Origin of the sequence: Pseudomonas sp. RC3H12, assembly GCF_018596375.1 — a bacterium.
GTDB lineage: Bacteria > Pseudomonadota > Gammaproteobacteria > Pseudomonadales > Pseudomonadaceae > Aquipseudomonas.
In genome coordinates, this window is the sequence record NZ_CP075595.1 from 1,968,791 (window position 1) to 1,992,486 (window position 23,696).

25 protein-coding genes and 1 pseudogene are annotated in these 23,696 nt (G+C 65.7%); 13 read left to right on the forward strand and 13 right to left on the reverse strand.

Annotation, left to right across the window (positions count from 1 at the left end):
* Nucleotides 1–6: 6 nt before the first annotated feature.
* The 6 genes from hpaH to KHO27_RS09070 all read right to left on the reverse strand — a co-directional run bounded on the left by hpaH (nucleotide 7) and on the right by KHO27_RS09070 (nucleotide 5,212).
* Nucleotides 7–810, reverse strand: a complete 804-nt coding sequence (gene hpaH, locus KHO27_RS09045; RefSeq protein WP_214501646.1) for a 2-oxo-hept-4-ene-1,7-dioate hydratase — start codon at nucleotides 808–810, stop codon at nucleotides 7–9.
* A gap of 7 nt (nucleotides 811–817) precedes the next feature.
* Complete coding sequence (locus tag KHO27_RS09050) at nucleotides 818–1,228, reverse strand: 5-carboxymethyl-2-hydroxymuconate Delta-isomerase (protein WP_102685125.1); 411 nt, start codon at nucleotides 1,226–1,228, stop codon at nucleotides 818–820.
* Nucleotides 1,229–1,239: 11 nt separating this feature from the next.
* Complete coding sequence (hpaD, locus tag KHO27_RS09055) at nucleotides 1,240–2,163, reverse strand: 3,4-dihydroxyphenylacetate 2,3-dioxygenase (protein WP_110704275.1); 924 nt, start codon at nucleotides 2,161–2,163, stop codon at nucleotides 1,240–1,242.
* A 141-nt stretch (nucleotides 2,164–2,304) separates the two neighbouring features.
* Nucleotides 2,305–3,765, reverse strand: coding sequence for a 5-carboxymethyl-2-hydroxymuconate semialdehyde dehydrogenase (gene hpaE / locus KHO27_RS09060; protein ID WP_111532333.1), 1,461 nt, complete (start codon nucleotides 3,763–3,765; stop codon nucleotides 2,305–2,307).
* The gene (locus KHO27_RS09065; RefSeq protein ID WP_110704279.1) at nucleotides 3,762–4,541 is read right to left on the reverse strand and encodes a fumarylacetoacetate hydrolase family protein; all 780 of its coding nucleotides are present in this window, start codon (nucleotides 4,539–4,541) and stop codon (nucleotides 3,762–3,764) included. Before KHO27_RS09065 ends, hpaE begins: the two co-directional genes overlap by 4 nt.
* Nucleotides 4,538–5,212, reverse strand: coding sequence for a fumarylacetoacetate hydrolase family protein (locus KHO27_RS09070; RefSeq protein WP_111532331.1), 675 nt, complete (start codon nucleotides 5,210–5,212; stop codon nucleotides 4,538–4,540). Before KHO27_RS09070 ends, KHO27_RS09065 begins: the two co-directional genes overlap by 4 nt.
* Nucleotides 5,213–5,375: 163 nt before the next feature.
* Here KHO27_RS09070 and hpaA point away from each other — a divergent pair, with 163 nt between their 5' ends.
* Nucleotides 5,376–6,278: a 4-hydroxyphenylacetate catabolism regulatory protein HpaA gene (gene hpaA, locus KHO27_RS09075; RefSeq protein WP_102685341.1), complete on the forward strand. Its 903-nt coding sequence runs from the start codon at nucleotides 5,376–5,378 to the stop codon at nucleotides 6,276–6,278.
* 169 nt (nucleotides 6,279–6,447) lie between these two features.
* A complete protein-coding gene (gene hpaR / locus KHO27_RS09080; protein ID WP_023632900.1) occupies nucleotides 6,448–6,870 on the forward strand; it encodes a homoprotocatechuate degradation operon regulator HpaR in 423 nt (140 codons plus the stop codon).
* Between the two features lie 119 nt (nucleotides 6,871–6,989).
* Here hpaR and KHO27_RS09085 read toward each other — a convergent pair whose 3' ends face one another.
* Together KHO27_RS09085 and KHO27_RS09090 are read right to left on the reverse strand one after the other, a co-directional pair.
* Entirely contained in the window at nucleotides 6,990–7,586 is a 597-nt protein-coding gene (locus tag KHO27_RS09085) for a TetR/AcrR family transcriptional regulator (protein WP_214501647.1), read from the reverse strand.
* A gap of 5 nt (nucleotides 7,587–7,591) precedes the next feature.
* Nucleotides 7,592–8,800 carry a multidrug effflux MFS transporter gene (locus tag KHO27_RS09090; RefSeq protein WP_214501648.1) on the reverse strand — a complete coding sequence of 403 codons (1,209 nt, stop codon included), beginning with the start codon at nucleotides 8,798–8,800 and terminating at the stop codon, nucleotides 7,592–7,594.
* Between the two features lie 339 nt (nucleotides 8,801–9,139).
* Between KHO27_RS09090 and KHO27_RS26540 the strand changes: the two are divergent.
* The 8 genes and pseudogenes from KHO27_RS26540 to ku all read left to right on the forward strand — a co-directional run.
* Nucleotides 9,140–9,262: pseudogene (locus KHO27_RS26540) on the forward strand (con-10 family general stress protein); the annotation flags it as partial.
* Nucleotides 9,263–9,321: 59 nt separating this feature from the next.
* Nucleotides 9,322–9,501 carry a hypothetical protein gene (locus KHO27_RS09100; RefSeq protein WP_110704285.1) on the forward strand — a complete coding sequence of 60 codons (180 nt, stop codon included), beginning with the start codon at nucleotides 9,322–9,324 and terminating at the stop codon, nucleotides 9,499–9,501.
* A gap of 15 nt (nucleotides 9,502–9,516) precedes the next feature.
* Nucleotides 9,517–10,851, forward strand: a complete 1,335-nt coding sequence (locus KHO27_RS09105; protein WP_214501649.1) for an iron-containing redox enzyme family protein — start codon at nucleotides 9,517–9,519, stop codon at nucleotides 10,849–10,851.
* Entirely contained in the window at nucleotides 10,851–11,807 is a 957-nt protein-coding gene (locus KHO27_RS09110; protein ID WP_110704289.1) for a methyltransferase, read from the forward strand. Before KHO27_RS09105 ends, KHO27_RS09110 begins: the two co-directional genes overlap by 1 nt.
* 4 nt (nucleotides 11,808–11,811) lie before the next feature.
* Nucleotides 11,812–12,936, forward strand: coding sequence for a carboxylate-amine ligase (locus KHO27_RS09115; RefSeq protein ID WP_111532328.1), 1,125 nt, complete (start codon nucleotides 11,812–11,814; stop codon nucleotides 12,934–12,936).
* 143 nt (nucleotides 12,937–13,079) lie between these two features.
* Nucleotides 13,080–13,985, forward strand: a complete 906-nt coding sequence (locus KHO27_RS09120; protein WP_111532327.1) for an SDR family oxidoreductase — start codon at nucleotides 13,080–13,082, stop codon at nucleotides 13,983–13,985.
* An 81-nt stretch (nucleotides 13,986–14,066) separates the two neighbouring features.
* Nucleotides 14,067–14,204, forward strand: a complete 138-nt coding sequence (locus KHO27_RS09125) for a PSPA7_2676 family Cys-rich small protein (protein WP_173862482.1) — start codon at nucleotides 14,067–14,069, stop codon at nucleotides 14,202–14,204.
* Nucleotides 14,205–14,213: 9 nt separating this feature from the next.
* Complete coding sequence (ku, locus tag KHO27_RS09130; protein ID WP_214501650.1) at nucleotides 14,214–15,050, forward strand: non-homologous end joining protein Ku; 837 nt, start codon at nucleotides 14,214–14,216, stop codon at nucleotides 15,048–15,050.
* A 13-nt stretch (nucleotides 15,051–15,063) separates the two neighbouring features.
* Here ku and KHO27_RS09135 read toward each other — a convergent pair whose 3' ends face one another.
* The 5 genes from KHO27_RS09135 to ligD are packed head-to-tail and all read right to left on the reverse strand — an operon-like array spanning nucleotide 15,064 to nucleotide 20,616.
* Entirely contained in the window at nucleotides 15,064–15,726 is a 663-nt protein-coding gene (locus KHO27_RS09135) for a glycosyltransferase (RefSeq protein WP_038706113.1), read from the reverse strand.
* Nucleotides 15,723–16,322 (reverse strand): class I SAM-dependent methyltransferase, encoded by a 600-nt coding sequence (locus KHO27_RS09140; RefSeq protein ID WP_110704297.1) that lies wholly within the window; start codon nucleotides 16,320–16,322, stop codon nucleotides 15,723–15,725. The genes KHO27_RS09135 and KHO27_RS09140 overlap by 4 nt, the downstream gene beginning before the upstream one ends.
* Nucleotides 16,323–16,332: 10 nt before the next feature.
* Nucleotides 16,333–17,088 carry a PIG-L deacetylase family protein gene (locus tag KHO27_RS09145; protein ID WP_110704299.1) on the reverse strand — a complete coding sequence of 252 codons (756 nt, stop codon included), beginning with the start codon at nucleotides 17,086–17,088 and terminating at the stop codon, nucleotides 16,333–16,335.
* The gene (locus KHO27_RS09150; protein ID WP_110704300.1) at nucleotides 17,085–18,125 is read right to left on the reverse strand and encodes an acyl-CoA dehydrogenase family protein; all 1,041 of its coding nucleotides are present in this window, start codon (nucleotides 18,123–18,125) and stop codon (nucleotides 17,085–17,087) included. Before KHO27_RS09150 ends, KHO27_RS09145 begins: the two co-directional genes overlap by 4 nt.
* Before the next feature lie 19 nt (nucleotides 18,126–18,144).
* Nucleotides 18,145–20,616 (reverse strand): DNA ligase D, encoded by a 2,472-nt coding sequence (gene ligD / locus KHO27_RS09155; RefSeq protein ID WP_214501651.1) that lies wholly within the window; start codon nucleotides 20,614–20,616, stop codon nucleotides 18,145–18,147.
* Nucleotides 20,617–20,773: 157 nt separating this feature from the next.
* On the opposite strand from ligD, the gene KHO27_RS09160 reads away from it, so the two are divergent.
* From KHO27_RS09160 to KHO27_RS09170, 3 genes are all read left to right on the forward strand, one after another.
* The gene (locus tag KHO27_RS09160) at nucleotides 20,774–21,235 is read left to right on the forward strand and encodes a phosphotransferase system, HPr-related protein (protein WP_110704305.1); all 462 of its coding nucleotides are present in this window, start codon (nucleotides 20,774–20,776) and stop codon (nucleotides 21,233–21,235) included.
* Nucleotides 21,235–21,465 carry a metallothionein gene (locus KHO27_RS09165; protein WP_081941252.1) on the forward strand — a complete coding sequence of 77 codons (231 nt, stop codon included), beginning with the start codon at nucleotides 21,235–21,237 and terminating at the stop codon, nucleotides 21,463–21,465. The genes KHO27_RS09160 and KHO27_RS09165 overlap by 1 nt, the downstream gene beginning before the upstream one ends.
* 698 nt (nucleotides 21,466–22,163) lie before the next feature.
* A complete protein-coding gene (locus KHO27_RS09170; RefSeq protein ID WP_214500505.1) occupies nucleotides 22,164–23,465 on the forward strand; it encodes an IS4-like element ISPpu8 family transposase in 1,302 nt (433 codons plus the stop codon).
* Nucleotides 23,466–23,696: the final 231 nt, after the last annotated feature.

Consider the following 23,696-nt stretch of genomic DNA (forward strand, 5'->3'; position numbering starts at 1 on the left):
CGCTCCTCAGACGAAACGGCAGGCGATCGAGCCAAGCTGGTCGTAGTCGACGTGAAAGGTGTCGCCGGGACGGGCGGCCACCGGGCGGGTGAACGAGCCGCCGAGAATGAGCTGGCCGGCTTCCAGGCTCACGTCATGTGCCGCCAGCTTGTTGGCCAGCCAGGCCACGCCCTTGGCGGGGTGGTTGAGCACCGCCGCCGACACGCCGGATTCCTCGATCACGCCGTTGCGGTACAGCACCGCCGGGACCTTGCGCAGGTCGATATCGCCCGGGCGCACGGCGCGCCCGCCCATCACCACGCCAGCGTTGGCGGCGTTGTCGGAGATGGTGTCGAAGACCTTGCGGGTGGCGCCGCTGAGCGGGTCGACCTGCTGGATGCGCGCATCGATGATCTCCAGCGCCGGGATCACCCACTCGGTGGCGTCGAGCACCTCGAACAGGGTCACGTTCGGCCCCTTGAGCGGCTTGCCGAGGATGAACGCCAGTTCCACCTCGACCCGGGGCACGATGAAACGCTCGAAGGGAATGTCGCTGCCTTCCTCGCACAGCATGTCGTCGAGCAGCGCGCCGTAGTCTGGCTCGGTGATGTTCGAGGAGACCTGCATGGCCCGGGAGGTGAGGCCGATCTTGTGGCCGACCAGCTTGCGGCCATCCTTGATCTTCTGCGCCACCCAGGCACGCTGGATGGCGTAGGCGTCCTCGATGCCGATCGAGGGATGTTCCAGGGAAAACTGGCCGACCTGTTCGCGGGTGCGTTCGGCCTGGTCGAGGCGGGCGGCGGCTTGCTGGATGATGCGGGCGTCGAGCATGGAGACCTCAGGGCTGGCGGGTGAACAGAGGGTGCAGGCTGCTGTGCTTGGCGTCGTAAACCTGGGCCTGGCTTTCGTCGATCTGCAGGGTCACGCCGACCGGGCGACGTTCCAGCAGCGCGTCCAGGTGCCGGCGCAACACCGCCAGCAGCGCGTCACCGACCTGCTGGTGCACCGCGGCGCTGCGGCCAGCGCCCATGCGCAGGTTGGCGTAGACGAAACCGTAGGCACCGCGGCCATCGGCGATTGCCGCATGGGCGGCGGGGTAGGCCAGCACACGGGTGCCGCCGGTGGGGAACACCTGGCGATGGTGTTCGTCGCGCTGGGCGAGCATGCAGTCGGCCAGCGCGCGGCATAGGCCTGGCATATCGGCGTCGGCTTCGATATCCGGGCTGTAGAGCAGGACCAGATGGGGCATGGTGATGCTCCTTACAGGCGGCTTGTGGAGGTGACGCCGGCCCGGTTCGAGGCCTGGGCGGCAGGGATCGCGCAGCCATCCTGCGGGGTGACCGGGAAGATCGCGTTGATCTGGCCGGTGCCGGAGGAACCGAAGTACGGCGTCACCACCTCGGCCTTGCCGTCGTATTTCGACCAGCCGAGCGCGCCGAGCAACATGGCGGTGTCGTGCATGAAGCCTTCGCCGTGGCCCTTGACCGCGTACTCGGGCAGCATTGCGCAGAAATCGGCCCAGTCGCCGTCCTGCCACAGGCGCACCACGCGGTGGTCGAGGGTTTCCAGGAACGGGCTCCAGACCTTGGTGGCAAAGTCCGGGGCCTGGCCGTTCTGGGCGAAACGGTGCGACAGCGAGCCGCTGGCCAGGAAGGCCACGGTGCCGTCGTAGTGTTCCTCGACCGCCTTGCGCATGGCCCAGCCCAGGCGCGCGCTGTCGTTGAGGTAGTGCGAGGTGCACAGCGCCGAGACCGAGATCACCTTGAAGTACTGGTCGGTGTTCATGTAGCGCATCGGCACCAGGGTGCCGTACTCAGGCGCCAGCGTGGTGGCGTCGTGGGCCATGGTTTCCACGCCCAGGCGATTGCACTCGTCGGCGAGGATGCGTCCCAGCTCGGGGTTGCCGGGGAAGCCGTAGTTCATGTTGGCGATGAAGTGCGGCAGTTCGTTGCTGGTGTACAGGCCTTCGAAGTGCGCGGCGCAGTTGATGTGGTAGTTGGCGTTGACCAGCCAGTGGGTGTCGAACACGACGAGGGTGTCGACGCCCAGTTCGCGGCAGCGCCGGCCGATCTCGAGGTGGCCGTCGATGGCCGCCTGGCGAAAGCCCTGGCGCGGGCCGGGCAGTTCGGACAGGTACATCGACGGCACGTGGGTGATCTTGGCGGCGAGAGCGAGTGTGCCCATGGGAGTCTCCGGTAACGAGTTGTTGTTATGTATCCATGGCGAGGGCTTCGCCCTCGTTTCGCCGGCAAGCCGGCTCCTACAGTGTGCGGTGATCCCTGTGGGAGCCGGCTTGCCGGCGATGGGCTGCTCAGCAGCCCCGCGTTACACCCCCCAGCGCGGAATGTGATGGCTACCCATGGATATACACACGTTCTTGATCTCGGCGAAGACCTCGAAGCTGTATTGCCCGCCTTCGCGGCCGGTGCCCGAGCCCTTGACACCGCCGAACGGCTGGCGCAGGTCGCGCACGTTCTGGCTGTTGATGAACACCATCCCGGCCTCGATGCCACGGGCCAGGCGGTGGGCCTTGCCGATGTCCTGGGTCCAGATGTACGAGGCCAGGCCGTACTCGGTGTCGTTGGCCAGTTGCAGCGCCTCGGCCTCGTCCTTGAACGGGATCAGGCACACCACCGGGCCGAAGATCTCTTCCTGGGCGATGCGCATCTTGTTGTTCACATCGGCGAACACCGTCGGCTGGATGAACTGCCCCTTGGCCAGGTGCGCCGGCAATCCGGCCGGGCGTTCCAGGCCACCGGCCAGCAGGCGCGCGCCTTCTTCCAGGCCGATGCGGATGTAGCCGGTGACCTTGTCGTAGTGCTGCTGGGTGATCATCGAGCCGACCTGGGTCTTCGGGTCGGTCGGGTCACCGACGATGAGGCGCTTGGCACGGGCGGCGAACTCGGCGACGAACTGCGGGTACACGCTCTCCTGGATGAAGATGCGGCTGCCGGCGGTGCAGCGCTCGCCGTTGAGCGAGAAAATGGTGAACAAGGCAGCGTCCAGCGCACGCTCGAGGTCGGCGTCCTCGAAGATCAGTACCGGCGATTTGCCGCCCAGTTCCATCGAGTACTTTTTCAGGCCGGCCGTCTGCATGATCTTCCGGCCGGTGGCGGTGCCGCCGGTGAAGGAGATGGCGCGCACGTCCGGGTGACGCACCAGGGCATCGCCGGCGGTGGCGCCGTAGCCCTGGATGACGTTGAGCACGCCATTGGGGATGCCGGCCTCGACCGCCAGGCGCCCCAGCTCATTGGCGGTCAGCGGCGACAGTTCGCTCATCTTCAGCACCGCGGTATTGCCCAGCGCCAGGCACGGCGCGGTCTTCCAGGTGGAGGTCATGAACGGCACGTTCCAGGGCGACACCAGCGCGCACACTCCAACCGGCTGGTAGAGCGTGTAGTTGAGCATCTGGTCGTCCACCGGGTAGCTGTGGCCGTCCATACGTGTGCACACCTCGGCGAAGAAGTCGAAATTGTGCGAGGCGCGGGGGATCAGCACGTTGCGCGTCTGGTGGATCGGCAGGCCGGTGTCCAGGGTTTCCAGTTCGGCCAGCTGCGGCACGTTCTGCTCGATCAGCTCACCCAGGCGGCGCATCAGGCGCGCGCGCTCCTTGGCCGGTGTATTGGCCCATTTCGGGAAGGCTTGCTTGGCCGCGGCCACGGCCAGGGCGACTTCCTCGGCGCCGCCGCTGGCGACTTCGCCGATGGCCTCGCCGGTGGCCGGGTTGTAGTTGACGAAGGTGTCGCGGCTCTCGACTTCGCGGCCATCGATCCAGTGCTTGATCATGCTGTTGCCTCTTGTGCGTTGCGGGCGAAGAACTCGGCTTCGCTGACGATCCGGTTGACCAGGCGGCCGACGCCTTCCACTTCCACCACCACCTCGTCGCCCGGGACCACGTCGGCCAGGCCTTCCGGGGTGCCGGTGGCGATCATGTCGCCGGGTTGCAGGGTCATGAAGCTGGAGAAGTATTCGATCAGGTAGGGGATGTCGAAGATCATGTCGGCCGTGGTGCCTTGCTGTTTCAGCTCGCCGTTGATCCAGGTGCGCAGGGTCAGGTTCGACGGATCCGGCACATCGGCGGCGTCGACGATCCACGGGCCTACCGGGGTGGTGGCGTCACGGTTCTTCACCCGCAGGTTGGGGCGGTAGTAGTTCTCCAGGTAGTCGCGGATGGCGTAGTCGTTGCACACCGTGTAGCCGGCCAGGTAGTCGAGGGCATCCTCACGCTTGACGTTGCGCGCCGGCTTGCCGATCACCGCCACCAGTTCGCACTCGTAGTGCATGTACTTGACGTTGTCCGGGCGCCAGCTGACCTGGTTGTGCCCGGTGTAGGTGCCGGGCGACTTGACGAAGGCCAGCGGTTCGGTGGGCGGGGTGAAGGCCAGCTCGGCGGCATGGTCGGCGTAGTTCAGGCCCAGGGCGAACATGCTACCGCTGGCCGGCGGCAGCCAGGTGACCTGGTCGGCGTCGACCACACGGCCATCGGCCAGGCGCAGTCGCTGGTCGTTTTCGACGGTGACCGCGTGGACCTGGCCGTCGAACTGGATACGGGCGTGCTTCATGGGACGAGTCCTTGTTCGGCGACGATGGGGTTGGTCAGCTGGCCGAGGCCGTCGATCTCGACCGTCACCTGGTCGCCGGGCAGCACATCGACACGGCCTTCCGGGGTGCCGGTGATCAGCACGTCGCCGGCATGCAGGGTCATGAACTCGCTGATCTCGGCGATCAGCCGGGCCACGCCGCGCACGCAGTTGGCGGTGTTGTTCTGCTGGCGCAGCTCACCGTTGACCCACAGGCGAATGCCCAGCGCGTCGGGGTTGCCGACCTGCGTGGGCGGCACCAGTTGCGGGCCGAGCGGGCAGAAACCGTCGCGGCATTTGGCCTTGACCGCCGGGCGGTAGTAACTGTCTTCGGGCAGGCTGAACTCGTTGACGATGGTGTAGCCCGCCACGTGGTCCAGGGCGTTGTCCAGGCTGACGCGACTGGCGTCCTTGCCGATGACCACGCCCAGTGCAGGGCCCGCTTGCAGGCGTTCGACTGCCGAGGGGTAGGTCACTGGCTGGGCGTGACCGTTGCGGGTGTTGGGCGTCTTGATGAACAGCACCGGCTTGACCGGCGGTTGCTGGTACGGCGCTTCGTGGAAGGACGCCAGATGCTGTTGCAGCAGGCCCTGGTAGTTAAGGGCGACGCCGAACAGGCTGCCGCTGGCGACCTCGTGCAAGGCACGGCTCATGCATTTCTCCTGCGGTGGGCGAAGCGGACGGGACGCTTCTTGGTGTTTTTGTTAATGTGTTAACGTTATATTTAATATGTTAACGATCGTCAAGGCATTCGCCGCTGGTCGGTGGTGCTAGGATGATTTCCCCCCGGCGCGTTTCACCGCTGCGAGAACAACAATGAAAGAACGACAGCCGATCCCCAACATCAACATCGGTCAGGTCTACGACCAGCGCTACAGCGACAGCGAGGTGCATTACGACCGGCTGGGCAACCTGGCCGGATTCTTCGGCCGCAACATGCCGGTGCACCGGCACGACCGTTTCTTCCAGGTGCACTACGTGAAGACCGGCAGCGTGCGGGTGTACCTGGACGAGCAGCGTTACCACGAGTCCGGTCCGATGTTCTTCCTCACCCCACCCACCATTCCCCATGCTTTCGTCACCGAGCCCGATGCCGACGGCCATGTGCTGACCGTGCGCCAGCAACTGGTCTGGCAACTGCTGCAGGCCGAGCCTGGGCTTGCGCTTGGCCCACGCCTGCAGCCGGCATGTGTCGCGCTCGGTCATCTGCGGGGGGCGGCGGCCGAGGAGGTGCAGCGCCTGGAGCAGCTGTTCGACCTGCTGGGCGGCGAACTGGGCCATGGCCAGGCCGGGCAGGGCACCGCCGTGCAGGACCTGGCCCGCCTGGTGATGATCAGCCTGTTGCGCCTGTGCGCCAATTCGCTGGAGGCCACGCCCGCGCGGCACGAGGACCTGCAGCTGTTCCACCGTTTCAACGAACTGATCGAGCGCCACTACCTCGACCACTGGACCCTGCCGGCCTACGCGGCGGCCCTGGGCGTGACCGAGGCGCGCCTGAACGACGTATGCCGGCGCATGGCCGACCTGCCGTCCAAGCGCCTGGTGTTCGAGCGGCTGATGCAGGAGGCGCGGCGCTTGCTGCTGTACACCGGCGGCTCGGCCAACGAGATCTGCTACCGCCTGGGGTTCAAGGACCCGGCGTACTTCAGCCGCTTCTTCCAGCGCCATGCGCAGATGACGCCGGGTGAGTACCGCCAGCGCCAGGCGGGGTTGCGTTGACATGCGGCGACGGGTCCGGGCGGTGGGCTGTCGGCAGATCGTGCTACGGGGAAGGCATCGCGGGAATGGGTGATTGCCAGGAACGCTGGTACTTTTCACAGGGCTGGACAGCCCGGGTGAAAATGTATTTCACTTTATTAATATCTTAATAAAACAGCCCTTGATCCTGATGACCCAACCAAGACCCTCCCTGACCTTGACCCTGCTGCAGGCCCGCGAAGCGACCATGGCGTTCTTCCGCCCGGCCCTGAATGCCCACGACCTGACCGAGCAGCAATGGCGGGTGATCCGTATCCTGCGCCAGCAGGGCGAGCTGGAAAGCCACCAGCTGGCCGACCAGGCCTGCATCCTCAAGCCGAGCATGAGCGGCGTGCTCAAGCGCCTGGAGCGCGACGGCCTGGTGGCGCGGCGCAAGTCGCCGGAAGACCAGCGGCGCATCTTCATCAGCCTGACCGTGCGCGGGCAGCAGGCGTTCCTGGCGATGAGCGAGGAGATGGAGCGCAACTACCAAGAAATCCAGCGCCAGTTCGGCGCGGACAAGCTGGAGCAGTTGATGGGGTTGTTGAACGAGCTGAAGAAGGTCAGGCCCTGAAATCAAGGGGGCCGCTGTGCGGCCCATCGCCGGCAAGCCGGCTCCCACAGGGTTGGCAGTTGGCGCGGACATTGTGGGAGCCGGCTTGCCGGCGAGGGGTTGCACAGCAACCCCATGGTTTACTGTCCAGCCAATTGCAGCGAATCATCGAGAATTTTCAGCAACGACGCTGCCCGCCGCGCATAAACCGCCGGGGGCGCGTACAGCAGCTCCACATGCAGGCTGTCGATGATCCCCAGGTAGGCATCGCCATACAGCTCCAGCTTGTTGCCATCACTGCGGGCCCAGGCATGCCGGTCGAGCAGGGCCTGGCAGAAGCCCAGGCGGATCCGCTCCAGGTACGCCTCGAAGCCGCTGGTGACGATCGAGCGGACCGGTGCCGGCGGCAGGAATGCACTGCGCAGCACGAAGCGCAGGTTGGCCGACGCCGCGTAGCGCTCGGCCAGGTGCAGCGGATGCCAGTGCCCCGGCGCCTCGCGGCCTGCCGCTTCATGGCCGAAGCCCGCCTCGACGTAGGCGGTTTCGTCGGCCAGGGCCCGTTCGAAGGCGCACACGAATAACGCGTCCTTGTTGGCGAAGTGGGCGTACAGCGAGGCTTTGCGCATGCCTGCCAGGGCGGCGATCTCGTTCAGCGACGAGCCGTCGTAGCCGTGCTCGGCGAAATGCTCCACGGCATGCTCGCAGATACGCGCGGCGGATGGGGTCAGGGCTTTCAAGGCGGTCACTCCGGGTTGACGCTGCAGGACGAGGCGCTGATTGTCTTTGCCACGGCGGCGCGGGTCAAACCGACGATGACCACGGCCGCCGCCGCCAGTAACCAGGCCCAGGCCAGCGGGCCCAGGGTGGCCAGGTGCCCGGCCAGGGGCGTGGCGCTGGACGAGATCACCAGTTGCAGCGCGCCGAGCAGGGCCGCCGTCGAGCCGACATCGCGCTGCTGCGATGACATCGCCAGGGCCATCAAGGTGGCCTCGCAAACCCCCAGGCCGAACAGCGCCAGCACCACGCCCGCCAGCAGCAGCGGCAGGCCTGCGCCAGACAGGCCGGCAATCACCGCCAGTGCTGCGCCGGCCCCCATGCACAGCGCCCCCCACCCGGCCACCTGGGCCACGCCGTGCCGGCTGACGCAATAGCCGGACAGCGCCGCGCCGAGCAGGATGGCAACGCCGCAGCCGCCGAACAGCAGGCCGAAGTGCGTGCTGGAGAGGCCGAAGTGCTGCTGGTACACATAGGCCGAGCCGGCGATGTAGGCGAACAGGAAGAAGAACACCGCCGACAGGGCCAGGGCCGGGCGCAGGAAAGCGCCGTCGGCGGCGATGCGGACGTAGGTACGCCATACCGTCGCCGGTGCCAGGCGCACCCGATGCGCCGGCGGCAGGGTTTCATCGAGCGTCATGGCCGAATTGACCAGGGTCAGCAGGCCGAGGCCGGCCAGCACCAGCATGATTGCCCGCCAGCCATAGGCCGCGTCGATCACTCCGCCCAGGGCCGGGGCGAGGATCGGCGCCAGACCCTCGATGGTCATCAGCAGGGCGAAGATCTGTGCCGCCCGTGCGCCATCGGCGCTGTCGCGGACCATGCTCATGATCACCACCAACGTCAGCGCGCTGGCCAGGCCCTGCACCAGGCGCGCCACCAGCAGCGCGTCCAGCGACGGCGCGGCCGCCGCGGCCAGGGAGGCGATGCAGAACACCAGCAGGCCGGCGAGCAGCGGGCGACGCCGCCCCAAGGCATCCACCAGTGGCCCGAACAGCAGTTGCCCGGCGCCCATGGCCAGCAGGAACACGGTCAGCGTCAGCTGAACCTGGGTATAGCCGGTGGCGAAGTCGCGGGCCATCTCCGGCAGGCTGGCCAGGTACATGTCGATGGCAGACGGGCCAAGAGCGCCGATCAGGGCGAGGGAGGCGGCGAAGCGGAAATGTGAAGCGGGCATGAGCGAAAGTCCGTGCAAGCAAAATAGTAACCTACCGACCGGTAGGTTGGCGAAGTATGCCAGATATCTGCCGGGGGTCAACGCAATGTCTGCCCACCGGGGATCCGCTTGCGCCCCAAATACACCGTCGCCGCTTGTTTAGCGCCACCGGTCCGATCCGCTCGGAATAATCCGAATCCCTCTTTATCGCCGTACTCCCAATCCATGTACGGCACCTCGCCGTGCAACCCTTAGCCACACGAGGTTTTTGCAACCATGGCCAACAAAGACAGCAACATGACCGGTCGCCAGGACACCAACAAGCAGGACGCCAACAAGACCGGCAGCCAGGGTGGAACGAAGAACCCAGGCAATTTCGCCAATGACCGCGAAAAAGCGTCCGAAGCCGGTCGCAAGGGCGGGCAGAGCTCCGGCGGCGGCAATCGCCAGAGCGAGTCCGGCCACAAGGGCGGCCGCTCGTAAGTGAGGGCACGCGGTGCCGGGTTCGCCTGGCACCGCGCACACCCCACCAGGAGGTTCCCATGCGTATCGCACCTCTGATTTGCCTGTTGGGTAGCCTGGGCCTGCTGGCTGGCTGCTTCGACCGCGACAATGACCATCCGGCGAAAGACGCCGACCCGAGCAAGCCCTCGCTGCAGATGCAGCAACCCGATTCCCCGACCAGCAACCCGTCCCCCGAAACCAAGCCCCAGAATCCATAACGCGAGGTGACCGGCATGGTGGCGATGATCCGTGACGGCGTGCGTTCGCAAGCCAGGCACGACATGACTGATGAGGTAGCGCATCGCTACCAGGCGTTGCTGGCGGGACGCGATGCCACCGCCGAGGACTGGCTGGAAACACAACTGCGCCGTGTTCGTACCAGGGAAGACGACCTGCCGGAGGAGCCGCACCTGTTGCCCCAATGGGCCGAACACCATGCCGCCCAGGTCGCCCACGACCATGCGCATTACCTGCGGCAGCGGCGTGAAGGAGCGCCCCGGCGCTATTTCGCCACCCGCGCCCAAGCCTTGTGGTTCCTGCAGCAGGTCGCGCCGACCAAGGCGGTCGACGGCGCCTGGCTGCACGGTACCCTGCGGCACTGGCGCGACCCTCGTTACCACGGATTGATCCGCACTTTTCTCGAAGAACTGGGCGACGGCGACCCACGCTGCAACCATGTGCTGATCTACCAGCGTCTGCTCAGCCGCCTGGGGTGCTTGCAAGGGCTGCCACTTGAGCCTTCGCGATTCATGCAAGGCACCGTGCAATTGGCCCTCGGCCAGCACTGCGAGCGCTTCCTGCCCGAGGTGATCGGCTACAACCTGGGATATGAGCAGCCACCGCTGCACCTGCTGGTCACCACCCATGAGCTGGCCGAGTTGGGTATCGACGCCCACTACTTCCAGTTGCACGTGACCATCGACAACGCCGCCAGCGGCCATGCCCGGCGTTCGCTGGAGAGCCTGCGGATGTTGGCGCCAGCGGGCGATGAAGATTTCTATGCGCGTGTCAGGCACGGCTACCGGCTCAACGACCTGGGCCTCGACACACCTTCGCTGATCGCCAGCTTCGACCTGCAGGGCGAACTGCTCGCCGCGCTGGAGCGCAAGCGCGTGTTCGGCCAGTTCATGCATTCCGATCGCTGCCGCCTGCAAGGGCGGACCATCAACCAGTGGCTTGCCGAGCCGGGGGCGATGGCCGGGTTCCTGGAGGCCCTGCAAGCCCAGGGCTGGATCAAGCGTGACAGCGACCCGATGCAGAGCCGCTTCTGGTCACTGATCGACGGCCCCGGCGCGGCAATGTTCGGCGTGTTCAGCGCCTACGAGAAACAGCTGTGGCATGACTGGATCGCCGGTAGCTGGCAAGGGGCCGGGCCTCGCCGTGTGCCGCCCGGGCAGTGGGAGCAGGCGTTGGCCCTGCAGGCGGAGGCGCCCGGCCGGGCCCAAGCCTCGGAGATCGCCACGCTGATCGAGGCCATGGCCGGTAACCGGCACGCAGAACCCACGGGCCTGCGTGCCACACGCGACTACATCGCTGCCACCGGGCTGTTCCAGGGAGGGCCGCGGTGATGCAACTTGACCAGAAGCAAATCCGTGCCGACGAGGCTTTGTTGCAACTGGGCCGCAGGCTGCATGCCGACGGCTACCGTTTCACCTGCGTCACCCCGGCGACCCAGGCGCGGGTCAATGCCCGACCTCAGGCCCAGCGCGCGTGCACGCTGCGAGATGTATTCGGCTGGAGCCGGCCGTTCCCGGCTTCGCTGATCAGTGCCGACGAGCTGGAACAACTGGGCACGGCCGGCGTGCTGGAGGCGCACGGCGAGCTGTGGCGCAGCCGAGTGCGCTGGTCGAGCCTGGATGACCTGTTGCTGGTGCATTCGGCCTGGCCGACGGAGAGCAGCGACGCGGTGTTCTTCGGGCCGGACAGCTACCGCTTCGCCCAGTTGATCGAGGATCACCTGCGGCGCAGCCCCCGGCGCGTGCAGCACGCCGTCGATATCGGCTGCGGCAGCGGCATCGGCGCTTTGCTGATTGCCCGGGCCGCACGCCATGCGCAGGTCAGCGCGCTGGACATCAATCCGCTGGCGCTGCGCTACACCGCCGTCAACGCCGCCCTGGCCGGGCTGGCCAATGTGTCGGTCGAGCCCAGCGACCTGCTCACGGGCATCACCGGCACCTTCGACCTGATCGTCGCCAACCCGCCCTATATGCTCGATGCCAGCCAGCGCGTCTACCGCCACGGCGGCGGGGCGCTCGGCGCCGACCTGTCGCTGCGTATCGTCGAACAGGCCTGTGAGCGCCTGACACCGGGCGGCACATTGCTGCTGTACACCGGGGTGGCGATCGTCGAAGGGCGCGATGCGTTGCTCGAAGCGGTCCGCCTGCGCCTGGCCGGCCCTGACTTGAGCTGGCACTACCGGGAGCTGGATCCGGACGTGTTCGGCGAGCAGTTGCTCGAGCCCGGCTATGAACAGGTCGAGCGCATTGCCGCCGTGGCCCTGACCGTCACCCGTCGCGGCGGATGAACGCATGGGGCGGCCCTGCACGTTCGGCATCGAGGAGGAGTACCTGCTGGTGGCGCTGGACAGTGGCCGGGTGCTGTCCTCGCCGTCGACGGCACTGATCCGTCTGTGCCGTGAGGTGCTGGGGCCGTGTTTCGCCGAAGAGATGTTCCGCAGCCAGATCGAGCTGGCCTCGCCGGTGTTCGAGACGCTGCACCAGGCCCGCACCTTCTTTACCGAGCAACGCCAGCGCCTGAGCCAGGCGCTGGCCGCCGAGGGGGCTGGTCTGTACTGTGCGGCAAGCCACCCCAGCGCCCACTGGCTGCGCCAGCATCCACGCGCAACGCCGCACTTTCGGCAGTTGTTCGACGACTACCGGCTGGTGGCCCGGCGCAGCCTGTTGAACGGCCTGCACGTGCATGTCGGGGTGCCACCGGGCCTGGATCGCATGCAGGTGATCAACCGGGTCCTGTGCTGGCTGCCCTTGCTGTTGTCGCTCAGCACCTCATCTCCCTACTGGTGCGGCCAGGACACCGGCTACATGAGCTACCGCCGCGTGGTGTGCGGAGAGTGGCCGCACATGGGCCTGCCGGAACCGCTGCCGGACTGGAGCGCCTACGAGCGTTATCGCGCGCTGTTGCAACGCAGCGGCACGTTGGCCGAGGACGGCGACTTCTGGTGGGCGATCAGACCTTCGCGGCGTTTTCCGACCGTCGAATTGCGCATCTGCGACGGCTGTCCGCGGCTGGAGGAAGCCTTGGCCATCGCCGGCCTGTTTCGCCATCTCGTCGAGCATGCGCTGCGGCGGCACGCTGGCGCCGCCAGCCGTGAAATGCGCTGGATCACCCAGGAGAACTACTGGCGCGCCATGCGTCATGGCCGTCTTGCCACCTTCATTGGTGTTCATGACCAGCAGCCGGTGAATGCCGAAGTCTGGCTGACGCAGTTACAGACGCAATGCCCGGCCGACACTGCCGATGCCGAGCGTTCTTTCCTGCACGCCCGGCGCATTCTGCGCGACGGCAGCAGTGCCGATCGCCAGCGCCAGGCCTATGGGTTGGCCCGCGAGCAAGGCCTGGATGAGCGTTTGGCAATGCGCAACGTGCTCAGGCAGGTGATGGACGACCATCTGTCGGCGCCGGGCCCAGCTTGAGCAAACCATCCATCAGCCGGTTGCCTCGAAACTTGTGTGGTCCTCGTACGGTGCCAGACCGCTTCCACGTGACGAACAGCACCTGTATGCGGGCTTGCCCCGCGCCAGACCTTACCCAGCCATTACCCGAAGGAGTCCAGCCGATGCCCCGCAAGCCCCAGGACCAGTTCACCCTGCAGAACCCCCTGACCCAATATCCGCATCCGCCATTCCCCGCCCAGCATCAACCGGCCCCAGGCCTGGATGCGCACATGCAACCCAAGCCCGACCACGGCGAAACCACCTACAAGGGCTTCGGCCGTCTGGCCGGCCGGCGCGCCCTGATCACCGGCGCCGATTCGGGTATCGGCCGGGCCGTGGCCATTGCTTTCGCCCGGGAGGGCGCCGACATCGCCCTCAATTATTTGCCGACCGAGGAGCGCGACGCCCGCGAAGTGGTGCAGCTTATCGAGGCCGAGGGGCGCAAGGCCGTGGCGTTGCCCGGCGACCTGAAGGATCCGCGCTTCTGCGGCCAGCTGGTCGACCAGGCCCACGAACGGCTCGGCGGTCTCGACATCCTGGTGAATGTCGCCGGCAAGCAGGAAGCACGCAAGGATATCGGGCAGATCACCCACGAGCAGTTCGACCATACGCTGAAGACCAACGTCTACGCGCTGTTCTGGCTGTGTCAGGCCGCCGTGCCGCTGATGCCGGCCGGGGCGACCATCATCAACACCGCGTCGATACAGTCCTACCAACCATCGGCCACGTTGCTCGACTATGCCACCACCAAGGCCGCCATCGTCGCCTTCACCAAGGCCCTGGCCAAGCAGGTGATCGAGCGCGGCATCCGGGTCAACGCGGTGGCCCCCGGGCCGATCTGGACCGTGCTGCAGCCCAGTGGCGGGCAGCCACCGGAGAAGATCCCCGACTTCGGCGGGCACACGCCGATGAAACGCCCGGGCCAGCCCGCCGAGTGCGCGCCGTTGTACGTGCTGCTGGCCAGCCAGGAATCGAGCTACATCACCGGCGAGATTTTCGGCGTCACCGGGGGCAATCCGCTGCCGTAGGGCAAAGCCGAATAAACCTTCCGCGCGCCGCGCAGTCAGTCCTTGTAAGCGCCCCGTCGATGTGGGCCAAGGAGGTGGCTGATGAAACTCGTCTGCCTGCTGCGTGGCTGCCAATGGCGCAGCCTGTTGTTCCATGAAGTCGCCGGGCTGCAATGCCACTGCTGCGAACGCTGCGGTGCGCTGCGTTACAGCCAGCCCGGCCTGACCCCGAACACTTAGGAGCCAACCATGGCCAGGGCGATCTGGAAAGGCGCGATCAGTTTCGGTCTGGTGCACATCCCGGTGTCCCTCAACACCGCGGTGCGCAGCGAGCGGGTGGATTTCGACTGGCTGGACAAGCGCAGCATGGAGCCAGTTGGCTACAAGCGGGTGAACAAGGTCACCGGCAAGGAAATCGACAAGGAAAACATCGTCAAGGGCGTGGAGTACGAGAAGGGCCGCTACGTGGTGATCAGCGAGGAGGAAATCCGCAAGGCCCGGCCAGAGGCGACCCAGACCATCGATATCTTCTCGTTCGTCGAAGCCGGGGAAATCCCCCTGCAACAGGTCGACACGCCGTATTACCTGAGCCCGGACCGCCGGGGCGGCAAGGTCTACGCGTTGCTGCGCGAGACTCTGGCCAGCACCGGCAAGGTGGCCCTGGCCACGGTGGTGCTGCACACCCGCCAGCACTTGGCGCTGCTGCGCCCGCTCGACGAGGCGCTGGTGATGATCACCTTGCGCTGGCCGGAGGAAGTGCGGGGCCTGGAGACACTGGAACTGGACAAGAGCGTGACCGACAGCAAGGTCGACAAGCGCGAGCTGGACATGGCCAAACGCCTGGTCGAGGACATGAGCGGGCCGTGGAAGCCCGATGACTACCACGACGCGTTCCGCCAGACCATCCTCGACCTGGTGGAGGAGAAGGCCAGCAAGGGCAAGATCGAGACAGTGGAGAAAGGCGAGGGCGCCAGGGCGGAGAAGGGCGCGGACATCATCGACCTTACCGAGCTGCTCAAGCGCAGCCTGGGTGGCAAGAGCAAGGCGAAGAAGCCTGCGGCCAAGCGCCCACGCAAGGCATCGTGATCCGAGCGCCGGTCTACGGGATCTGGCCTTCCAATCCGCTGAGGTAATCGCCGAATCCCTGCCGCGCCCGGCTGTCCCGACGGCTGCTGGTCGCCACGCTGTGCCTGGCGGTCCAGACAATCTGCGCGCCGATGGCTTCCAGTGCCAGTACCAGTTGCACATCCTCGTGGGCCGGCAGCGGCTGGAAACCGCCGACCTTGGCATAGGCCTTGGCGCACACCCCAAGGTTGGCACCGTGTATATGCCGGTGGCCTTCCGTTGCCTGGTAGCGGCTGTGGTAAAGCTGGCGCAAGGCGGCACCCTGCCAGGGTTGCCAGCGCTCGATATGCACTGTGCCGCACACCGCGTCGGCATGCCATTGCAGCTGCGACAGCAGCCAGTGGCCAGGCACGCGGCTGTCGGCATCGGTGAATGCCAGCCACTGGGCGCCGCGCTCGATCATCCACGCCGCCCCCAGGCGCCGGGCAATGCCGACATTGCCGGCCTCCAGCGCCAGCGTGTGCACGCCATGGCGCCTGGCGATGCGCGCGCTGGCATCGGTACAGCGATCGAGCACCACCAGCACCTCGACCTCCAGGCCCGCGGCTTCGGCCCGCGCAGCTGCCACCCGCACGGCCTTCAGGCAGTGTCCGAGGCGCCGGGCCTCGTTATGGGCGGGAATGATCACCGCGATCATGGGCAAGTCTCGTCCAGGTCGACCACCCGGGGCTGGCACGACCAGTACTCGAGCAGGAAGTCCGCCTCCTCATGGCGCAACTGCGGATACAGCGGCAGGTGCCTGGCCAGCAGGGCGTGCACTTGGCCGCCGTCCTGGGGGCAGCCGGCAATCGGATGGCGCCAGTGGCAGGCCAGCAATCCGCCGTCGCCAGCCAGGCAGGCCACGGACTGTTCAATCACCTGCAACCAGTCGGTGGGGTCGAGGTAGTAGCCGATCTCGCTGAGCACGACCAGGTCGAACTGCCCGCCCGGCCAATCGCCCGGCAGGTGCCCCTGTTCGACGCGGGCATGATCGACCCCTGCCAGGCGTTGCCGGGCCAGCCTGACGGCAGTGGCGTCGATGTCCTGGCACAGCAGGCTGGCGCAGCGCTCGGCCAGCAGCACGCTCAGCTCGCCGTTGGCGCAGGCCGGCTCGAACACCCGGCCGTACCACTGGCTGGGCAGGCTGGCCATCGCCAGGTCGCGCTTGCGACGTTCGTACCAGCGGGTGCGAAAGGCCCAGGGATCGTCGTTGCCGGCATACAGGTCGGCGAAATACTGCGCGTCGAGGCTCATGGCGACTCCATTACAGGAAGACCAGTTCGAAAGGCTGCAACAGGCAGGTCTGCAGGGTGACGGGCAGCACCGGAGGATGCTCCCCGTCTGGCTGCAACTGGCTGGCGTGGGCGGCCAAGGCCTGGCGTTTGCGCGCCAGGCGGGTGTCGTCGAGCTGTACCCGATGGGCCTGGGGCCAGGGCAGGCGCGGGTCATCGGGCGTGGCCCAATGCCACGCCCACACCGGGACCTCGGCCAGTTGTACCCGGCGTGCCTGGGCCGCCTGGGCAGCAGCGCGGCCGGCCGCCTCGTGGTCGCAGTGGCCGTCACCGCGCCAGGTGGTCAGCAGCAGGTCGTCCGGTTCGAGCAGTTGCTCCAGGTAGTTGGCCAGGAAAGCTTCATCGCGGGGCAGGGCGCCGTCCTTGAGGTTCAGGCGCCGCCAGTCCAGGCGGTTGAGGTCCAGATCAAGCTGTTGCAGGGCGTGCCGGCTTTCCTGGGGGCGCTGGTGGCGCAGACGGTGCTCGGTCCAGTGGGCGGAATGGGGATGGCTGCCTTCGCCGTTGGTGGCGGAAATCAGCACTAGGTCCTGCTCGCGCCCGTGGAAACCGGCCAGCAGTCCGCCGGCCATGAGGATTTCATCGTCCGGGTGGGGGGCCAGCAACACCAGGCGCCGGCCGGACGGACAGACCTGTTCGGGCTTGAGCCACTTGGCGCGGGCCAGGTGCGCGGATTGCTGCCAGTCGCGCCAAGGGGTGCCGGCAGCCGACTGGATACGGTTCTCGCTCATAGCTGCCAGGCTCCCGCCGGCATGCCGGTCACTTGCCTGCCCAGTTCGGCCAGGTCGCGTTCGGCATGGCTCTGGCGCAGGTAGACCGGCAGGTCGGCGCTGAGCCGGGCGAAATGACTGCTGCGACAGAAGGGCGTGGCACCCAGCGCCCTGCCGACATGGCGGATCACCTGCTCGACCGCCTGTTCGACCTGGGCGCGGGCGCGGCGCACTTCGAAGCTGGCGTCGGCATGGGGCTGCTGGTCGATCCAGGCGGCGCATTCGCGAAGCGCGGCGCGGGCGCCGTACAAGGCAGCATCCACCGCTCCCAGATGGGCATCGGCGTGCGGATCGGGCCGAGGCATGCGGCAATGCTCGCGCAGGTAGTCGGCCAGTGCCTCGGCCGCGCCGTACCAGCACGCGGCGATGCCGGCGCCGCCATGCCAGAAACCAGGACGTGCCAGGTACTGGCCGGGCAGGCCGACGGCCAGCCCGGGCGTGTCGTCGAATTCGATGCTGACGCTGGTGGTGGTGGCCATGCCCACCGCCTGCCACTGGTCGGCCTGGATGCGCTGGCTGGGGTGCGACAACTCGATGGCCACCAGCTGCGGCTGGTCATTCTCCCATGCAGTTATCAGTGCCCGGTCGATCTGCAGCGCGCCCGAGCACCAGGCCTTGCGCCCTTGCAGACGTACCTGCCCGTCGTGCCGCTCGACGATACGGGCACGGGCATCCGGCGGCTCTGCGGCCCACACGCCCCAGATCCCGTCCTGGGCGTGGTGGGCGGCACCGCATTCGGCCAGGATCGCCAAGGCATCGGTATGGCCTTCATAGAGCTTGGCCAGGGTCAGGTCGCAACCGGCTACCCGCGCGAGCGTCTGCCAGCGCTTGAGGGTCTGGCCCTGGCCGGGCAGGGGCAACAGGTCGAGGTGGTCGGCCTGCATGGCCTGCAGCAGCTCCGGCAGCAAGGTGTCGAGGTCGATGGCCTGCGGTCGGGCGCCGAAGCGGCGCAGCAGGCGGTCGAGGTTGGTCAGGTCGAAGTCCTGGATGATGCTCATGAATACGTTCCCCTTGGCCTCAGTCGATGCCCAGCTGTTTGCGCATGCGCACGGTGATGGACTGCCGGGTCTTGGCCATGTCCGCCCAAGGGTCGTCCACCTCGGCCAGCCGCGCCTGCAGATTGCCGACGTGCCACTGGTTGGCGCCTTTGAGCTGGGTCAGCTCTTCGCGCCAGATCGGCACCGACACCGGCAGCCCCTCGCGGGCACGCAGCGAATACGCCGCGACCGTGGTGGCGCCCTTGCCGTTGCGCAGGTAGTCGATGAAGATCCGCCCGACCCGGTTACGGGGCCCGGAGACGGCGCTGAGCCGATCCGGGAACAGGCCCGCCATATGCTCGACGAGGGCATGGCTGAAGTCCTTCACCTCGTCCCAACCGGCGCGGCGGGTCAGCGGCACCACCAGGTGCATGCCCTTGCCGCCACTGGTCTTGAGGAACACCTTCAGGCCCAGCTCATCGAGCAGGGTGAGGGTCAGTTGGGTCGCTTCGAGCATGGCTTTCCAGGGCAGTGCCGGATCGGGGTCGAGGTCGAGGACGAAGCGATCGGGCTTGTCGAAATCCTTGTCGGTGGCATTCCAGGTGTGCAGTTCGAGCATGTTCATCTGCACCGCGCCCAACAGGCTGTCGGCGCGGTTGAGCACCATCGCCGCCTGGCCGGCCTGCGCCTTGCTGTAGCTGCGCACAGCCGGGATGTGCAGCTGGCCGGCATTCTTCTGGAAGAACAGTTCGCCACCCAGTCCGTCCGGTGCGCGCACCAGCGCCACGGGACGGTCCTTGAGCTGCGGCAGCAGCCAGTCGGCGACCTGGGCGTAGTACTCGGCGACCTGGCGCTTGGTGGTGCCGGTGCTGGCGTCGACCACGCGGTCGGGGTGGGTCAGGCGCAGGCTGCCGTGGGGCTCGGCGGGTGGCTGCGCGGCGCGCTTGGCGGGCATGGCTCGCTCCAGGTCGATGGCGGTGGCGGGTTTGTCGTCGCGCAGGCCGTGGAACACCGAGTGGCGCACGATGCCTTCGCGGGTCATCTGGGCGTAGGCGACTTCGGCCAGCAGTTGCGGCTTGAGCCAGTGCACGCCACGGGTGTCGGCGCCGCGGGGCGGCTTGGGCAAGGCCGGCTTGTCGACTTCCAGGGGTTTGAGGCGCGCATGCAGGCTGTCCAGCGTGGTGGCGCTGAATCCGGTGCCGACCTTGCCGGCATAGCGCAGCTGGCCGCTGTCGGTGTCGTGCAGGGCTAGCAGCAGGGCACCGAAGGCGTTGCGGCTGCCTTTGGGGTCGGTGTAGCCGACGATCACGAACTCCTGGCGCTGCTTGCACTTGAGCTTGACCCAATCACCGCTGCGCCGGCCCACGTAGGGGCTGTCGGCGCGCTTGCCGATCAGGCCTTCGAGCTTGAGGCGGCAGGCGCTGTCGAGCAGCGAGTCGACAGGCTCGGTGAAGTCGGCGGAGAACTTGAGGAGGTCCGACGGCGTGCTTTCCAGCAGTCGGGCCAGGGTGGCACGTCGCGCCTGCAGGGGTAGCGGGCGAAGGTCCTCGCCACCCAGGTACGGCAGGTCGAACAGGTAATAGGTGATGCGTTCGTCGTGCTCGGTGTCGAAGGCGTTCTGCAAAGCCTGGAAGTCGGCCACACCCTGTTCGTCGACCACCACCATCTCGCCATCGAGCCAGGCCGAATCAAGCCCTAGCGCTTTCAAGGCCTCGACCTGACGCGGCATCTTCGCACTCCAGTCGTGGCCATTGCGGGTGAACAGGCGCACATCCTCGCCTTCGATGCGGGCGAGGATGCGGTAGCCGTCGAACTTGACTTCGTAGTGCCAGTCACCGCTGGGCGGCGAATCGACCAGGGTGGCGAGTTGCGGCTGGAGCTTGTCCGGCAGGGCGACGGGGTTGGCCTTGGCCTTGCGTTTGTTGGCAGTGGCTGTTTTCGCCGGCTGGCGCGGCAGCAGTGTACGGTCGCTCAGCACACTGTCCGGCAAGGCTTCGACAATGCTGTAGTCGGTTTCGCTGCGGGCCTGGCCATCGTGGGACTTGACCAGCATCCACTGCTCCTTCTTGCCGGCCAGGTGGGTGCGGAACAGGTTCCAGACGCCCGACAGTTTCTCGCCCTGCAGACGAAAGCGCAGCTTGCCCTTGGCGTAGGCCTGGCGTGGATCGCCCTCGGGCTCCCAGATACCGCGATCCCAGACGATCACGTCACCGGCGCCGTAGTGGCCTTCGGGGATATTGCCTTCGAAGTCGGCGTAGTCCAGCGGGTGATCCTCCACATGCACCGCCAGGCGGCGGACCTTGGGGTCGAGCGAGGGGCCCTTGGGAATGGCCCAGCTTTTCAGGGTGCCATCGAGTTCCAGGCGAAAGTCGTAGTGCAGGTGGCTGGCGTCGTGTTTCTGGATGCAGAACTGCAAGGCATGGGCCTTGCCCGTGCGGCCGCGCTTGCCGGCAGGCTCGGGCGTGGCGTTGAAGTCGCGCTTGCGCTGGTACTCCAGCAGGGGCTTGGCCATGGCGGGCTCCGAAACGGTTCGCGGGGTCTCTAGGTTGGGAGGCGAGGGGGCTGGGCGGAGTTCAAAAAAAGCGTGGGCAGGTGCTGCCTGCAGAAACTCTGAATCATTGACTGGCAGGGGGAGTCGACCGAATGAGCCCACAAATCGGAGAGCGATCATGCCCATTCCCAGAGACCCTAAACCGGCAGTCGAGATCGACGACACGCAAGACCGCATGGGCAGTGTCCATGAACTGGATTTCAGCGAGCGCCGCGATGAGCGCCAGGGCCGGATTGGCGACGAACGACCGGCGCGGGAGGTGGAAGAGGAGTATCCACCCAGACGCGTTGCCGAAAGTGGCATGACCGGTGGCGAGGCGCTGAGTGACAGCCTGCACGAGGACAATGTCACCCTCGACGACCTGAGCCCTGACACGCTGCTGGACGAGACCGGTGCGCGCGATCCGCATGAGCCGGGTACGGCAGGCGGCCCGGCGGATCAGACCCTGCGTCATGTCGAGGCGCACGAGATCGGTGGCGGCATCGGCCTGGACGAGGCCGAACTGGCCCGCTCGGCGCCGTTGGACGGCGAGCCATGGACCGACGAGCTCACCCCTGAAGACGAGCGGAGAGAACGCTGATGAACGAGCAACGTTGTTCCTGCAACCACTGTTCCTGCACCGTGGATGCCAATGCCGTGGTCCAGGATGGCAAGGCGTACTGCTGCGAAGCGTGTGCGACGGGGCACCGTAATGGTGAGCCTTGTCGCATGGGGGATTGCAAATGTGGGGAGGTGAGTCAGCCGAAAGAGAGTAATGTCGATAACGCGTTGGATGAGACTTTTCCGGCGAGCGATCCTATTTCACCTTGATATTCAATATACAGCAGCCCTGTCATTAATTAATTCGACGATAGGGCTGCTGGCCACTACAATTACATACCTTCACCACACTAAAGCCTTCAATTCTTGCTCTTGCTCTTGCTCTTGCTCTTGCTCTTGCTCTTGCTCTTGCTTCTAAGTGCGCGATAGTTCAGGCAACACAAATTGCGACTTCAGGAGGCCGAACGGAGGTCTTGCGGAGGGAGGTGACGGGCATGGATGCCCGTCAAGCGCTGCGCCCCAGGATGGGGCGTTCAGCGCGGTCCTCCCGGGAGCAAGGCCGGAGTGAGGGGACCCCGGAGCGAAGCGTAGGGGCCGGATGAATGGAGCGAGGATTTTTTGGTCCCTTTTTGATCCTTCAAAAAGGGACCCGCCGTAAGGGCGGAAAGGTGATTATGCGTCACCGTCGAAAATGAATGCGCATATAACTTTCAAAACACACATTGTTTAATCTCAAAGTCAAAGTCAAAGTCAAAGTCAAAGTCAAAGTCAAAGTCAAAGTCAGTCGGTATCGGTTTTTATAGTTGTAAGTGCATTCATTTGCGATGTCGACGCACAGTCACCTTTTCGCCTTTACGGCCATCCCTTTCAAGGTCTTCGGTAGAATTCGCTGAAATCCAGTCAGGAAGACCCGAGCGATGTGGGCTGATGTACTAGCGCGATTCGAGAAAAAAGCACCCGCCAGCGTAATGGCCAAACTTGCCTTGGAGCAGGCCATTGCGCCGGAGTGGGTCGATCAGGTTTTCGAGGAGCACCGCCAACGGCAGTATTCTCGCGAGCTGCTGTTCTCGACCATTATCAAGTTGATGTCGCTTGTTTCATTGGGCTTGAAGCCATCGCTGCATGCTGCGGCAAGACAACTGGACGACCTTCCCGTCAGCCTGGCAGCTCTGTACGACAAGATCAGTCGAACCGAACCTGCCCTGTTGCGTGCTCTGGTGACAGGCTGCGCGCAGCGCTTGGCGCCGACAATCCATGAGTTGGGCTGCTCAGCCATGCTTCCTGATTGGCAAGTTCGGGTGGTCGATGGCAGCCACTTGGCCTCTACCGAAAAGCGTCTTGGCGCGCTGCGCCAAGAGCGCGGAGCGGCTCGCCCCGGGTTTTCGGTGGTGGTTTACGACCCCGACCTGGATCAGGTAATTGACCTCCAGCCGTGCGAGGACGCCTACGCAAGCGAACGAGTTTGTGTTTTGCCGTTGCTGGCTGAAGCAAAGACCAATCAGGTTTGGATCGCTGACCGTCTCTACTGCACGCTGCCTGTAATGGAGGCGTGCGAACAGGTGAATACATCATTTGTCATTCGCCAGCAGGCCAAGCATCCACGCTTGATCCAGGAAGGTGAGTGGCAAGCACCGATGCCCGTCGCCACAGGCACTGTGCGCGAGCAATCCATCGAAGTAAAAGGCGGGCACCGCTGGCGACGTGTCGAGTTAACGCTTCATTCACCAAACGACTCAGGTGATAACAGCTTGATGTTCTGGAGCAACCTGCCCGAGAGCATCAGTGCGCAACAGATCGCAGACTTCTATCGGCGCCGCTGGAGCATTGAAGGGATGTTCCAGCGGTTGGAAGCAATTCTGGAAAGTGAAATTGAAACCCTCGGCAGTCCGCGAGCCGCCTTGCTTGGATTCACCACTGCCGTGCTGGCATACAACGTTCTGGCCTTGCTCAAGCGAAGTGTTGAACAGGCTCACCGCGATGCCTTGCCCGAGAATTGGGAAGCCTCGATCTATCACTTGGCGGTGCAGATCAGAGGGGGTTACGAAGGCATGCAGATTGCCCTGCCATCCGAGTACATGCCCGTTGTTCCGATGGAAAACCTGGCTCAGCGCCTGCTGGAGCTGGCCAGAAACATCCAGCCCAGACAGGTTGCGAAAAGCCCACGAGGCCCCAAGGTGCCCAAAGCGAAGGCCTGGGTGCAAGGGACCGCTGTACATGCTCATGTTTCGACGGATCGGGTCATCAAGGCCGCCAAAACCAAAAGACCTTGAAAGGGATGGCCTTTACGGCGAGTTCCTTTTTGTCGTGGCAAAAAGGAACCAAAAACCGTGCGCTCCATTCATCCGGCCCTCCGCTTCGCTCCGGGTCCCCTCACTCCGGCCTTGCTCCCGGGAGGACCGCGCTGAACGCCCCATCCTGGGGCGCAGCGCTTGACGGGCATCCATGCCCGTCACCTCCCTCCGCAAGACCTGCGTTCGGCCTCCTGAAGTCGCGAAGTTACG